This window comes from Serratia sp. T13T92 (genome assembly GCF_047530105.1).
Taxonomy (GTDB): domain Bacteria; phylum Pseudomonadota; class Gammaproteobacteria; order Enterobacterales; family Enterobacteriaceae; genus Chania; species Chania fonticola.
In genome coordinates this window covers 16,734-29,234 of record NZ_JBLJAK010000052.1, presented here as the reverse complement: position 1 = coordinate 29,234, position 12,501 = coordinate 16,734, and the positions used below count along the sequence as shown (strand labels likewise).

The following is a 12,501-nucleotide window of genomic DNA, read 5'->3' as shown; positions in this document are numbered from 1 at the left end:
GTAATAATTCATTCGCATGAATTACTGCTTGGTCACTCTTCAAGACTTGATATTTTTTTGCTACCGAAGTAGCTGGATATCGTCTTGTGAGTGCCCACACAGATTGTCTGATAAATTGTTAAAGAGCAGTGAGTTACGCGCTTTCGCTTGCTAACTCGAGGTGGCGTATATTACGCTTTCCTCTTTCAGAGTCAACCTTAATTTCAGGTTTTTTCTCTGCGACCCCCGGAGACTCTGTGAAGTTGTTCACATGTTCCGTGTCGATGGAGGCGCATTATAGGGAGTTCCACGCAGGCCGCAACAGGTATTTTCAACAAAAATCACCGTTTGCTGCATTCCACAGCAAAACCCGTCCTTATACCCGGTTATGCACTAACTTATCCACAGAACGCATTTGGTCGGAAAATTTACGAGCGCCACGCAAACGTTTTCGCTACAATTCCCCGCGACGAAACAATCCCCGTTTTTATCGGGGCGCTACCTGAATCTGTTCCTGTCCTTCTCTATATAGGAAGAAATCCCCTCTATATAAGAAGCAACAAGGTGGAGATCCACGTAACGCTCTTTTATTGCGACTCAAAGCCAAGGGATAAAACCATGCAACAACCTCGTCCAATCCGCCGGGCCCTGCTCAGCGTGTCCGACAAAGCCGGAATCGTTGAATTCGCCGAAGCCCTCTCCCAGAGAGGCGTCGAATTACTCTCCACCGGTGGCACTGCCCGCCTACTGGCCGATGCCGGTCTGCCTGTTACCGAAGTTTCCGACTACACCGGCTTCCCGGAGATGATGGACGGACGAGTCAAAACCCTGCACCCGAAAGTGCACGGTGGCATTCTGGGCCGTCGCGGCCAGGACGATGCCATCATGGAACAACATGCGATCCAACCGATCGATATGGTTGTGGTAAACCTGTATCCCTTCGCGCAAACCGTCGCTCGCCCAGATTGCTCGCTGGAAGACGCCGTAGAGAATATCGATATCGGTGGCCCAACCATGGTGCGCTCGGCCGCCAAGAACCATAAAGACGTGGCCATCGTGGTCAAGAGCAGTGACTACGCCGCAGTGATCACCGAGATGGATAACAACAACGGTTCACTGTTGTACCCAACCCGTTTCGACCTGGCGATCAAAGCGTTTGAGCATACCGCCGCCTATGACAGCATGATCGCCAACTACTTTGGTACCCTGGTGCCGCCTTATCACGGTGAAACCGCAGAACCTTCCGGCCGTTTCCCACGTACGCTGAACCTGAACTACATCAAGAAGCAGGATATGCGCTACGGTGAAAACAGCCACCAGCAGGCCGCCTTCTATATAGAAGAGAATGTGCAGGAGGCCTCCGTGGCCACCGCCGACCAGCTACAGGGTAAAGCACTTTCCTACAACAACATCGCCGATACCGATGCGGCGCTGGAATGTGTGAAAGAATTTGCCGAACCAGCCTGCGTAATCGTCAAGCATGCCAACCCTTGTGGCGTTGCTATCGGTGAGAACCTGTTTGCCGCCTATGAGCGCGCCTACCAAACCGATCCAACCTCGGCCTTTGGCGGCATTATTGCCTTCAACCGTGAACTGGATGCCAAAACGGCACAGGCGATCATCAGCCGTCAGTTTGTTGAAGTCATCATCGCGCCAAGCATCAGTGAAGAAGCTCGCACTCTGCTGGCAGCGAAACAGAACGTACGCGTGCTGGCCTGTGGCCAATGGCAACAGCGCATCGCCGGGCTGGACTTTAAGCGCGTCAACGGTGGTCTGTTAGTGCAGGATCGCGATCTGGGTATGGTGATCGAAGCCGATTTGCGCGTGGTATCCGAACGCCAGCCAACCGCTCAGGAGCTGCGTGATGCGCTGTTCTGCTGGAAAGTGGCCAAGTTCGTCAAATCCAACGCCATCGTCTATGCGCGCGACAACATGACCATCGGCATAGGCGCCGGGCAGATGAGCCGCGTTTACTCCGCCAAGATCGCCGGGATCAAAGCCGCTGACGAAGGGCTGGAAGTCAAAGGCTCCGCCATGGCGTCTGACGCCTTCTTCCCGTTCCGTGACGGTATTGATGCGGCTGCAGCGGTGGGTATTACCTGCGTGATCCAGCCGGGTGGTTCGATTCGTGATGATGAAGTGATTGCGGCGGCCAACGAACACGGCATCGCGATGATCTTCACCGACATGCGCCACTTCCGCCATTAATCCCTTTTGCTGCGTGCGCTCAATGCGCACGCCGTTTATGGAGCACCTGATGAATATTTTAATTATTGGCAACGGCGGGCGTGAACATGCGCTGGCCTGGAAAGCGGCCCAATCGCCATTGGCAGATACGGTTTACGTGGCCCCAGGTAATGCGGGTACCGCATTGGAAAGCAATCTGACCAACGTCGATATCGCCCCAACCGATATCCCGGCGCTGGTTGCCTTTGCCAAGGACAACGCCATCGGCCTGACCATTGTAGGCCCGGAAGCGCCGCTGGTGATCGGTGTGGTAGATGCCTTCCAGGCTGCCGGGTTGAAAATCTTTGGCCCGTCGCAGGCCGCAGCACAGCTTGAAGGCTCCAAAGCCTTTACCAAGGATTTCCTGGCTCGCCACGCTATCCCAAGCGCTGCATACCAGAACTTTACCGAAGTGGAACCCGCCTTGGCCTACGTACGCCGCCAAGGTGCACCGATTGTCATCAAGGCAGATGGCCTGGCGGCAGGCAAAGGCGTGATCGTCGCGATGACGTTGCAGGAAGCCGAAGACGCCATTCAGGATATGCTGGCAGGTAATGCATTTGGTGACGCCGGGCATCGCATCGTGGTTGAGGAGTTCCTGACAGGCGAAGAAGCCAGCTTTATCGTCATGGTCGATGGTAAGAATGTGGTGCCAATGGCCACCAGCCAGGATCATAAACGTGTCGGTGACGGCGATACTGGCCCGAATACCGGCGGCATGGGCGCCTACTCGCCAGCGCCAGTGGTGACGGATGAAATCCACCAGCGCGTAATGGACCAGGTGATCTGGCCAACCGTGCGCGGCATGGCAGCGGAAGGCAACACCTATGTCGGCTTCCTGTACGCTGGCCTGATGATTGCTGAGGATGGTCAACCCAAGGTGATCGAATTCAACTGCCGCTTTGGCGACCCGGAAACGCAGCCGATCATGCTGCGCCTGCGCTCCGATCTGGTTGAACTCTGCCTGGCTGGGGCCGAAGGCAAGCTGGATGAGAAGACTTCCGAATGGGATGAACGCCCTGCTCTCGGCGTGGTGTTGGCGGCTGGCGGCTATCCTGCGGATTATCGCCAAGGGGATGTGATCCACGGCTTGCCTCAGCAAGAAGATGCCAATGGCAAAGTGTTCCATGCCGGAACGCGTATGCAAGGGAATGACGTCGTGACCAACGGCGGGCGCGTGTTGTGCGTAACGGCATTGGGCGCAACGGTAGCTCAAGCTCAGCAGTTAGCCTATCAGCTAGCGGAAGGTATTCAGTGGCAAGACAGTTTCTGCCGCAAGGATATTGGCTACCGTGCTATCGCACGCGAAAAGTAATAGGTATTGATTATCTAGACGGCGCAGCATGCAGCGCCCCTACGTGTCGCTCGGTGGCGTTTTAAAAGTCTCAGGCTCTGTTCGCAGGGCCTTTTTTATGCGCTACAGGGTGTCTTTGGTCGGTTCCCAACTGCAGAAGTCATTGTTTGCCACCAGCAACAGCTCACGACCTTCCGGCCCATCCAACCAGGCTACGTTCACTGGCTGACTGCTGTTGGCCGCACGCCGCATGATCCACTCTTCGGCCTGTTGATCCAAACCTGGCTTCACGACTTCGCCATTACACAGCTTCACCGCACCCTGCTGCCAGTGCCCCTGTAACAGCCGTACTCGACCGGCATTAAGCGCATCGCTCAATTCCAGTATCCGCCGTGCCTGATATTGATAGAGCACGACTTCATCGTTGGAGAGCTTCTGGCGCTGCGTGGCCAATTGGCGCTGCATAAAGCTGACAGTACCGTTGGCGGTGAAACGCAGTTGAATGGAGTCGCGATCGCCATCGGCATCGGTGCGTTTGATTTGGTACAACACGCCGCGTTGATATTCATACAGCGTTGTGACGGTACCCGGCCCGCGATAAGGGCTGTAGACACTCAACAGCGCCACTGGCCGCTGCTGGCCGTCATCCATCCGCCACACCCGCATTACCCCCTGATCGGCCACAAAGCCGCTGGCGGTAAAGGTTGGCGGGGCAGAACGGAAACTACAAGCACTCAAGGCAGCAACAACCGTCACCGCCATGAGTGCCCGTTGGATAAACAAAAGGGGCGCCAACGCCCCCCTGTTTAAACCTTTCTGCAACACGCGATTAAGACTTAACCGCGTCTTTCAGTGCTTTACCAGAAACGAACGCAGGCACGTTAGCTGCTGCGATTTTGATTTCTTTACCAGTCTGTGGGTTGCGGCCAGTGCGCTCGCTACGATGGTTTACCTTGAAAGTACCGAAACCAACCAATTGTACTGCATCACCTTCTTTCAGGGACTCAGTAATGGCAGCCAGGGTAGATTCCAGAGCCAGCTTAGCTTGAGCCTTGGAAAGGTCAGCCTTCTCTGCGATTACATCAATCAGTTGAGTCTTGTTCATAAGTTATCCTTACAGTGTGTTTATCGTTTGCAAAGCATCGAGTGCGACGGATATGCCGATGGACAGCACTCTCCTGCATACACGCACCGATAGCCACTTTTTTTTCGCCCCCCAAATGTAGACCAGACAGGGTGCGGATGTGAAGCCTTAAGGCACGACAAATCAGACGTTAAATCACGTTTTCTTGCCTTATTGCGTTAAATTTATCCCAATGTTACTCACCGCGGCCTCGCGCAGGTCAGATCGTAACCCTTTGATCAGATCCAGATCACGCTCTTCGCAGGCGGCCAACAGGCGGAAAATCTCCCATTGAATGTCCCATTCTTCCTCAACGGCAGGCAGAATTTTCAGCTCTTCGTCGGTCATTTCTTTGCCAGCTTGGGTCATTTCCAACATCGCCACGGTGCGAATTGAGGTTTCGCTGATGGCAATGGCGTGCTCCAACGTCTCTCCGCTGAGGCGCGAATGGATCAATTCCCCTAATGCAATGCAGGCATCGATCGCTGGGTAAACGCCGTAAAGATCGTAATCTTCTGCCGATGGGATCGCCTCTTCCAACTTTTCCAACTGGCTGTCAAAGTTGACCTTGGCGTCTTTCACCACCAGCGTTTCCCAGACCAAGTCCAGGATACGGCGATAAACGGCCGGGTCGCCAAACTCCGTCTGCAGACAGAACATCTGGTAATTCGGGTACATACGCTCGCACAGGCAGGCCATAAAGGTCAAATGCTGCCAGCTTTCCAGCTTTTCCAAGCGTAAATGAATCGGGTTACGTAGCATGGTCTACTCTCTTACTCATTATCTGCCGCGCAGTGTACCCGAAATCGCTCATTACGACACCTCTGGATGCTGCTGTAACCAGCGTACAAAGGCCGGGCGGCGTGAGGCAATGGCATCGGCCCACCGCGTGGGCTCCGGCAAACGGTAGCCTGCCATGCAGCGTTGCACCCAGGCCAAGGCGCTGTCGGTGCTCACGCGATGGCCCGTGGCGATAAATAACGGATTACAGCGCTCTTTGCTGCGCCATACCCATCCCAGCTGTTCGCCCTTGTCCTCCAGCGAGGCCAGCGAGCCAACGGTAGCGTCCAACGGGGAAAATTTACCACATAAACGCTTCTTGGCCACGCCAATGGTCGGCACGTTGACCAGCAGGCCAAAGTGGCTGGCAACCCCCAGACGTCTTGGATGGGAAATACCATGGCCATCGACAAAGATCAGGTCGGGCTTCTGTTGCAGTTGCTCCCAGGCGGCGATCAGCGCAGGGTACTCGCGAAACGAGAGAAATCCGGGGATATAGGGCATGGTGGTGCTGATACGGGCGATCTGATACTCCACCAACTCGAGTGAAGGATAGCGCAGGATAGCAATGGCGGCGCGTGTTACCGCGCCTTCTTGTTCAAAACCGACATCCGCACCGGCGATAAACGCCGGTGGGTCTTGCAGAAAATCATCGTGACGAATGACTTCCCCGGCGCGCCGTAGCTGTTCGGCGCGCAGAGCCTGAGTATCAATCACAGCGTCTCCTTGCGGTTTAGCGGTGGTATTTGGCCGACAGCGCATGCACCGCTTCAACGAAGGCCCCGGCATGTTCCGGTGGCACGTCTTGATGAATACCGTGACCAAGGTTGAAGACATGGCCTTCGCCCTGGCCAAAACCGGCCAGAATGGTTTCCACTTCCTGGGCGATGCGTTCCGGTGCGGCATACAGCATGGAAGGATCCATATTCCCCTGCAGCGCGACTTTATCGCCCACACGGCGGCGCGCATCGGCAATATCGGTGGTCCAATCCAGGCCCAGCGCATCGCAACCGGTGGCCGCCATCGCTTCCAGCCACTGGCCACCGCCTTTGGTGAACAGCGTTACCGGCACCCGGCGTCCGTCATTTTCACGCAGCAGGCCATCAACGATTTTATGCATATAGTGCAGTGAGAATTCGCGATAATCACGGCCCGTCAGCACGCCGCCCCAGGTATCGAATACCATTACGGACTGCGCCCCGGCCTTGATCTGGGCATTGAGATACAGGATCACGCTGTCCGCCAGCTTATCCAGCAGCAAATGCAGCGTCTGCGGCTCGGCATACATCATTTTCTTCAGCTTGGTGAATGCCTTGCTGCTGCCGCCTTCGACCATATAGGTCGCCAACGTCCACGGGCTGCCGGAGAAACCGATCAGTGGCACTTCACCCTTCAATTCACGGCGGATGGTACGCACCGCGTTCATGACATAGCCCAGCTCGTCTTCCGGATCGAATGCAGGCAGCTTCTCTACATCGGCACGGCAGGTGATTGGCGAAGAAAAACGCGGGCCTTCCCCGGTTTCGAAATAGAGCCCAAGCCCCATGGCATCGGGAATGGTGAGAATGTCGGAGAACAGGATGGCGGCGTCCAGTGCATAACGGCGCAGGGGCTGTAATGTCACCTCGCAGGCCAGTTCGGCATTTTTGCACAGCGACATGAAATCCCCGGCCTGAGCACGGGTGGCTTTGTACTCTGGCAAATAACGACCGGCCTGGCGCATCATCCATACAGGGGTGAGATCCACCGGCTGGCGCAGCAGCGCACGCAGGTAGCGATCGTTCTTCAACTCATTCATTTCTTGGGCTCCCTTGATTATCTGCCGCCATTGTACATTATTCTGCCCGACACAGCGCCACGGTGTCCTCAATCAGGCGGCGTGCCACGGTACCAGGTGGTGGCAGCATCGGCAGTTGGTCATAGCGATACCAGCCCGCATTGAGCAACTCCTTCGGATCGTGGCGCAGTTCACCGCCCTGATACTCGGCCATAAACGCCATCATCAGCGAATGAGGGAACGGCCAGGGCTGCGAGGTGACGTAGCGCAGGTTGGTAATGGCGATATTGCTTTCTTCCATCACCTCGCGCGCTACGGCCTGCTCCAGGGTTTCCCCCACCTCCACAAACCCCGCCAGCACGGTATGGATCCCCCCACGGTGGCGCACATGTTGTGCCAGCAGGATCTCGTCTTTGCGGCGGATAGCGACAATCACACAAGGGGCAATCTGCGGATAATAACGTTCGCGACAGTTATCACACAGGCAGGCGCTTTCGGTACGGCTGAGGTGCATCTCATGGCCGCAGTAGCCACAGAACCGGTGCGAGCGATAAAAGTCGGCCAGCTGTACGCCGCGTCCGGCGAGTTGGAACAGGCCACGATCGAGACTGAGCAGTTGCCGCACCGATCCCATCTCTTTCGGCATCGGTTGGCGCACCAGCCAGACCGGTGCTCCCTCCCATTCGCCAATTTGCCGAGCTGGCCGGCCTTGCAATGAAAATAGTGCGGCAGAACCAAACGGCAATTCACCGTTTGGTAACCAAATTTTGCTTTCATGGCTGACGATCCACCAGCCATTTTCGTTACCCGTTAATGCAAGTTCCATATGTTGTTGCACAACCTCTGCTTCACTGGCAATCTAGGAATGCTCTTTGTTACATTTTATTAACTTACCACTTTTTCTTTCTCTTACACACGGAGTCAATCATGCTAAACCGATTGGAAAGCCTGACTCAGCGCGTTGGTGGCAGTAATGAATTAGTCGATCAATGGCTGCAGGCACGTAAGCAGCTGCTGGTTACCTACTGCAGTTTAGTCGGCATTAAACCCAACAAAGAAAAGCATACGCCGCTCAATGAAAAAGCGCTGGAGAACTTTTGCCAGAATCTGGTGGATTATCTCTCTGCCGGGCATTTTCACATTTATGACAAAATTATCAAACAAGTGGAAGGCTCCGCCAGCCCCAAGATGGCGCTAGCCACCAAGTTCTACCCAAAATTACAGGCCAATACCGAAGCCGTGATGGCGTTCCATGACCGCTACACCGAAGTCGTTATCGATCAGGATGTGTGTGAAGAACTCAATCAGGCGCTGTCAGATATCGGCGAAGCCCTGGCATCACGTTTCGCCTTGGAAGATCAGTTAATCCAGTTGGCGGCAGAAACTTGGCAGCAGGGCCAACCGGGCACTAGCAATACTGAATCGCTATCACACCCAGCCTAATTTTGATCTCTATCTCCCTATAGATTTCAAGTCGTAGCTAGGCAGCCAACAACGCTACGGCTTGAAAGATGACGGGGGAGGGCTTGTGGTTTTTGTTGACCCTCTTATACTGAGGACTCTTGTCGGAGTGCCTAGCGCTGATTTTTCATTAAATTAGCCAGGCTGAGACCGTTAATTCGGGATCCGCGGAACCTGATCGGGTTAATACCCGCGAAGGGAACAAGAGTAATCTATCGCCATAGGCAAGATGCTCCCGCCAGGGGCTGTGCCTGCCTTACCGGCTACCATCATTACTCCCTCCGAGCTCCAGACAAGCAATTTTCCACACATCACTCCACTGATAGGAATTTGCTATGTCTACCGTGAACAAACCTCGTGCCCGTAAACAACAGCGTGACCAAGCGCAAGATTTTATCGACTCTCTGCAAGGCGTCACCTTCCCCAACTCACAGCGGATCTATCTCGCGGGTTCGCGCAGCGATATCCAGGTACCGATGCGTGAGATCCAGCTCAGCCCGACGCTGATTGGCGGCAACAAAGACCAGCCCCAATATGAACAGAACGAAGCCATCCCGGTGTATGACACCGCAGGGCCGTATGGCGATCCGCAGGCGGTGCTCGACGTACATCGTGGTTTGGCCAAAGTACGAGCGGGCTGGATCGCCGAACGTGCCGATACCGAAGCGTTAAGCGGCGTCAGTTCCGGCTTCACCCAACAACGACTGGCCGATGTTGGGTTAGACCATCTGCGCTTTGAACACCTGCCGCTGCCCCGTAAAGCCCTGCCGGGTAAATGTGTTACGCAGTTGCATTACGCGCGCGCCGGTATTGTCACCCCAGAGATGGAATTTATCGCCATTCGCGAAAATATGGGCCGTGAGCGCATTCGTGGCGAAGTGCTGCGCCACCAGCATCCTGGCCAAAGTTGGGGCGCAAATCTGCCGGAGAACATCACACCGGAATTTGTGCGCCAGGAAGTGGCCGCTGGCCGCGCCATCATCCCCGCCAACATCAACCACCCGGAATCCGAGCCGATGATTATTGGCCGTAATTTCCTGGTGAAGGTGAATGCCAATATCGGCAACTCGGCGGTCACCTCTTCGATCGAAGAGGAAGTCGAGAAGTTAGTATGGTCAACCCGCTGGGGCGCTGACACAGTGATGGATCTCTCCACTGGCCGCTATATCCACGAAACCCGTGAATGGATCCTGCGCAACAGCCCGGTGCCGATCGGCACAGTACCAATCTATCAGGCGTTGGAGAAAGTAAATGGCGTTGCGGAGAACCTGACCTGGGAAATGTTCCGCGATACCTTGCTGGAACAGGCTGAGCAAGGCGTCGATTACTTCACCATTCACGCTGGGGTGTTGCTGCGTTATGTGCCGATGACCGCCAAACGCCTAACCGGCATTGTCTCCCGTGGTGGCTCGATCATGGCGAAGTGGTGCCTGTCGCATCATCAGGAGAACTTCCTCTATCAGCACTTCCGCGAGATCTGCGAAATTTGCGTCGCTTACGATGTCTCGCTGTCACTCGGCGACGGCCTGCGCCCAGGCTCGATCCAGGATGCCAATGACGAAGCGCAATTCGCTGAGCTGCATACGCTGGGCGAACTGACCAAGATTGCCTGGGAATATGACGTACAGGTGATGATCGAAGGCCCAGGCCACGTGCCAATGCAGATGATCCGCCGCAACATGACCGAGGAGTTGGAACATTGCCATGAAGCGCCGTTCTATACGCTGGGGCCATTGACCACCGATATCGCTCCGGGTTACGACCATTTTACCTCCGGGATCGGCGCGGCAATGATCGGCTGGTTCGGCTGCGCGATGCTTTGCTACGTGACGCCGAAGGAGCATCTGGGGCTGCCTAACAAAGAAGACGTGAAACAGGGGCTGATCACCTACAAGATCGCCGCTCACGCCGCCGACTTGGCGAAAGGCCATCCAGGCGCGCAAATCCGCGATAACGCCATGTCCAAGGCGCGCTTTGAATTCCGTTGGGAAGATCAGTTCAACCTGGCGCTGGATCCACAAACCGCCCGCGCCTATCACGACGAAACGCTGCCGCAAGAATCCGGCAAGATTGCCCACTTTTGCTCCATGTGTGGGCCGAAGTTCTGCTCGATGAAGATTTCCCAGGAAGTGCGTGACTATGCCGCCGCACAAGAGGCCGCCAAACCGATCGAAGTGCAACTGACCGGGATGGAGAAAATGTCGGCTGAATTCCGCTCACGCGGCAGCGAGCTGTACCACAGTGCGGCCAATTTGCAGGAGGAGATAAATAATGACTAACCTCACCTCTCCCTTCCCTGCAACACCGCACAGGCTGGGTTTATACCCGGTCGTCGACAGCGTTGAATGGATCGCCCGCCTGCTGGAGGCAGGCGTTACCACTATCCAACTACGCATCAAAGATCTGCCAGACGAGCACGTGGAGGCGGACATTGCCGCCTCTATCGCCCTTGGCAAGCGCTATCAGGCCCGGCTGTTTATCAATGATTATTGGCAGTTGGCGATTAAGCATGATGCCTACGGCGTCCACCTAGGGCAGGAAGATTTGGACACCACCGATCTGGCAGCTATCCATCGTGCGGGATTGCGCTTGGGCGTTTCCACCCATGACGATGTTGAGCTGGCCCGGGCGATCGCCGTCAAACCTTCCTATATCGCACTGGGGCATATCTTCCCAACGCAAACCAAGGAGATGCCCTCTGAGCCGCAAGGCTTGGCCGAGTTGCGACGCCACGTCGCCGGATTACAGGAGTATCCCACCGTAGCCATTGGCGGGATCAGCATCGAGCGCGTCCCCGCCGTGCTGGCCTGCGGCGTTGGCAGCGTGGCCGTGGTCAGCGCCATCACCCAGGCATCAGACTGGCGCGCCGCTACGGCAACGCTGCTGCAACTGATTGAAGGCAAGGAGTCATGCGATGCTCAATGACCAAGAGTTCTTGCGCTACAGCCGGCAACTGCTGCTGGAAGACGTCGGCCCCGAGGGGCAGGAAAAGCTGAAACAAGCCACGGTGCTGATCGTCGGATTAGGAGGGTTAGGCTCCCCGGCGGCGCTGTATCTGGCTGCAGCAGGTGTCGGTACACTGCTGCTGGCCGATGATGACCAGCTGCACATTACCAATCTGCAACGGCAAATTCTCTACCGCACCGGTGATATCGCCACCAGCAAGGCTCAGTTGGCAAAGAACCATTTGCAAGCACTGAACCCTCTGGTGGAGTCGATCGCGCTGGAGCAACGCCTGCAAGGGGCAACGCTGAACGATGCCGTCGCCCGTGTCGATCTGGTGCTTGATTGCAGCGACAACATGGCTACCCGTCATGCGGTGAATGCCGCCTGCATCCGAGCTAGCGTGCCGTTGATCAGCGGCAGCGCAGTGGGGTTCAGCGGCCAGTTGCTGGTTATCGAACCGCCCTATGCCCATGGCTGCTATGCCTGCCTCTACCCGGAGCAAACCGAACCGCACCGCAACTGCCGCACGGCGGGCGTGCTAGGCCCGGTCGTTGGCGTAATCGGCACGCTGCAGGCGCTGGAAGCGATAAAGATGCTGGCTGGGCTGCCCTCCTCCCTTAGCGGCAAGCTACGCCTGTTCGACGGCAAGCAGCAAAGCTGGAGCACCCTGCAACTGAGCAAAGCCAGCACCTGCCCGGTCTGCGGAGAACCAGCATGAAGATCACCCTCAACGATCAACCACTGGAGCTGGAGCAGCCGTTAAACATCGACGCTTTGCTCGAACGGCTGGAACGCCACCAGCCAGGTAGCGCTTTGGCGATCAACCAGGTCATCATTCCACGCAACGACTGGGTCACCCGTCAGGTGCAGGACGGTGATGATATCTTGCTGTTTCAAGCGATTGCCGGAGGCTGA

General features: G+C 56.0%; 13 protein-coding genes and 1 riboswitch. Of the genes, 7 read left to right on the top strand and 6 right to left on the bottom strand.

Annotation, left to right across the window (positions count from 1 at the left end):
- The first annotated feature begins 597 nt into the window (after positions 1–597).
- Both purH and purD read left to right on the top strand, forming a co-directional pair.
- A complete protein-coding gene (gene purH, locus ACMV5I_RS25980; RefSeq protein ID WP_202811486.1) occupies positions 598–2,187 on the top strand; it encodes a bifunctional phosphoribosylaminoimidazolecarboxamide formyltransferase/IMP cyclohydrolase in 1,590 nt (529 codons plus the stop codon).
- Between the two features lie 49 nt (positions 2,188–2,236).
- Entirely contained in the window at positions 2,237–3,520 is a 1,284-nt protein-coding gene (gene purD, locus ACMV5I_RS25975; RefSeq protein ID WP_121608034.1) for a phosphoribosylamine--glycine ligase, read from the top strand.
- A 102-nt stretch (positions 3,521–3,622) separates the two neighbouring features.
- Here purD and ACMV5I_RS25970 read toward each other — a convergent pair whose 3' ends face one another.
- From ACMV5I_RS25970 to nudC, 6 genes are all read right to left on the bottom strand, one after another.
- Positions 3,623–4,261 carry a DUF1481 domain-containing protein gene (locus ACMV5I_RS25970; protein ID WP_037412648.1) on the bottom strand — a complete coding sequence of 213 codons (639 nt, stop codon included), beginning with the start codon at positions 4,259–4,261 and terminating at the stop codon, positions 3,623–3,625.
- Positions 4,262–4,328: 67 nt separating this feature from the next.
- Positions 4,329–4,604: a nucleoid-associated protein HU-alpha gene (gene hupA, locus ACMV5I_RS25965; RefSeq protein ID WP_021182173.1), complete on the bottom strand. Its 276-nt coding sequence runs from the start codon at positions 4,602–4,604 to the stop codon at positions 4,329–4,331.
- 189 nt (positions 4,605–4,793) lie between these two features.
- Positions 4,794–5,384: a YjaG family protein gene (locus ACMV5I_RS25960; protein WP_021808056.1), complete on the bottom strand. Its 591-nt coding sequence runs from the start codon at positions 5,382–5,384 to the stop codon at positions 4,794–4,796.
- Positions 5,385–5,435: 51 nt separating this feature from the next.
- The gene (gene nfi / locus ACMV5I_RS25955; protein WP_121608035.1) at positions 5,436–6,119 is read right to left on the bottom strand and encodes a deoxyribonuclease V; all 684 of its coding nucleotides are present in this window, start codon (positions 6,117–6,119) and stop codon (positions 5,436–5,438) included.
- A 16-nt stretch (positions 6,120–6,135) separates the two neighbouring features.
- Positions 6,136–7,200, bottom strand: coding sequence for a uroporphyrinogen decarboxylase (hemE, locus tag ACMV5I_RS25950; protein ID WP_021808058.1), 1,065 nt, complete (start codon positions 7,198–7,200; stop codon positions 6,136–6,138).
- Between the two features lie 37 nt (positions 7,201–7,237).
- Complete coding sequence (gene nudC, locus ACMV5I_RS25945) at positions 7,238–8,005, bottom strand: NAD(+) diphosphatase (protein ID WP_414825596.1); 768 nt, start codon at positions 8,003–8,005, stop codon at positions 7,238–7,240.
- Between the two features lie 101 nt (positions 8,006–8,106).
- On the opposite strand from nudC, the gene rsd reads away from it, so the two are divergent.
- From rsd to thiS, 5 genes are all read left to right on the top strand, one after another.
- Positions 8,107–8,622: a sigma D regulator gene (gene rsd / locus ACMV5I_RS25940; RefSeq protein WP_121608036.1), complete on the top strand. Its 516-nt coding sequence runs from the start codon at positions 8,107–8,109 to the stop codon at positions 8,620–8,622.
- 113 nt (positions 8,623–8,735) lie between these two features.
- Positions 8,736–8,858: riboswitch (TPP riboswitch) on the top strand.
- A 117-nt stretch (positions 8,859–8,975) separates the two neighbouring features.
- Positions 8,976–10,919, top strand: coding sequence for a phosphomethylpyrimidine synthase ThiC (thiC, locus tag ACMV5I_RS25935; protein WP_414825595.1), 1,944 nt, complete (start codon positions 8,976–8,978; stop codon positions 10,917–10,919).
- Positions 10,912–11,565 carry a thiamine phosphate synthase gene (thiE, locus tag ACMV5I_RS25930; RefSeq protein ID WP_414825594.1) on the top strand — a complete coding sequence of 218 codons (654 nt, stop codon included), beginning with the start codon at positions 10,912–10,914 and terminating at the stop codon, positions 11,563–11,565. The genes thiC and thiE overlap by 8 nt, the downstream gene beginning before the upstream one ends.
- Entirely contained in the window at positions 11,555–12,304 is a 750-nt protein-coding gene (locus tag ACMV5I_RS25925) for a HesA/MoeB/ThiF family protein (RefSeq protein ID WP_202729207.1), read from the top strand. The genes thiE and ACMV5I_RS25925 overlap by 11 nt, the downstream gene beginning before the upstream one ends.
- The gene (thiS, locus tag ACMV5I_RS25920) at positions 12,301–12,501 is read left to right on the top strand and encodes a sulfur carrier protein ThiS (RefSeq protein WP_202729208.1); all 201 of its coding nucleotides are present in this window, start codon (positions 12,301–12,303) and stop codon (positions 12,499–12,501) included. The genes ACMV5I_RS25925 and thiS overlap by 4 nt, the downstream gene beginning before the upstream one ends.

Excerpts from the sequence above, each read along its gene's own strand:
- purH (WP_202811486.1), top strand. The coding sequence starts at position 598 with ATGCAACAACCTCGTCCAATCCGCCGGGCCCTGCTCAGCGTGTCCGAC.
- purD (WP_121608034.1), top strand. The coding sequence starts at position 2,237 with ATGAATATTTTAATTATTGGCAACGGCGGGCGTGAACATGCGCTGGCC.
- ACMV5I_RS25970 (WP_037412648.1), bottom strand. The coding sequence starts at position 4,261 with ATGGCGGTGACGGTTGTTGCTGCCTTGAGTGCTTGTAGTTTCCGTTCT.
- hupA (WP_021182173.1), bottom strand. The coding sequence starts at position 4,604 with ATGAACAAGACTCAACTGATTGATGTAATCGCAGAGAAGGCTGACCTT.
- ACMV5I_RS25960 (WP_021808056.1), bottom strand. The coding sequence starts at position 5,384 with ATGCTACGTAACCCGATTCATTTACGCTTGGAAAAGCTGGAAAGCTGG.
- hemE (WP_021808058.1), bottom strand. The coding sequence starts at position 7,200 with ATGAATGAGTTGAAGAACGATCGCTACCTGCGTGCGCTGCTGCGCCAG.
- nudC (WP_414825596.1), bottom strand. The coding sequence starts at position 8,005 with ATGGAACTTGCATTAACGGGTAACGAAAATGGCTGGTGGATCGTCAGC.
- rsd (WP_121608036.1), top strand. The coding sequence starts at position 8,107 with ATGCTAAACCGATTGGAAAGCCTGACTCAGCGCGTTGGTGGCAGTAAT.
- thiC (WP_414825595.1), top strand. The coding sequence starts at position 8,976 with ATGTCTACCGTGAACAAACCTCGTGCCCGTAAACAACAGCGTGACCAA.
- thiE (WP_414825594.1), top strand. The coding sequence starts at position 10,912 with ATGACTAACCTCACCTCTCCCTTCCCTGCAACACCGCACAGGCTGGGT.
- ACMV5I_RS25925 (WP_202729207.1), top strand. The coding sequence starts at position 11,555 with ATGCTCAATGACCAAGAGTTCTTGCGCTACAGCCGGCAACTGCTGCTG.
- thiS (WP_202729208.1), top strand. The coding sequence starts at position 12,301 with ATGAAGATCACCCTCAACGATCAACCACTGGAGCTGGAGCAGCCGTTA.